The sequence below is a fragment of the Blautia sp. AF14-40 genome (genome assembly GCF_003479665.1).
GTDB classification, from domain to species: Bacteria; Bacillota; Clostridia; order Lachnospirales; family Lachnospiraceae; genus Fusicatenibacter; species Fusicatenibacter saccharivorans.
Window position 1 is genome coordinate 1,525 of sequence record NZ_QUHK01000093.1, and the last position, 299, is coordinate 1,823.

At 57.5% G+C, this 299-nt stretch carries 1 protein-coding gene; it reads left to right on the plus strand.

Annotated features, from left to right (window positions below; translation table 11 throughout):
* Positions 1 to 299: DNA topoisomerase (locus DWW13_RS19620; protein WP_243026210.1), on the plus strand; the 299-nt coding region annotated here is incomplete at both ends.

The window sequence follows — 299 nt, forward strand, 5'->3', positions numbered from 1 at the left end:
CACAACGAAGCGTCGCTGCTCTCTGCTATGGAGCGCGCCGGAAGCGAGGACACCGACCCGGACGCAGAACGCAAAGGGCTTGGAACTCCCGCCACCCGCGCCGCCGTCATTGAAAAACTGGTAAAGGGCGGTTTTGTGGAGCGAAAAGGCAAGCAGCTACTTCCCACAAAGGACGGTATCAACCTTGTGTGTGTCCTGCCGGACACCTTGACAAGCCCGCAGCTTACCGCAGAATGGGAAAACAATCTGACGCAGATTGCAAAAGGCAAGGCAGACCCCGCCGCATTTATGGAGGGTAT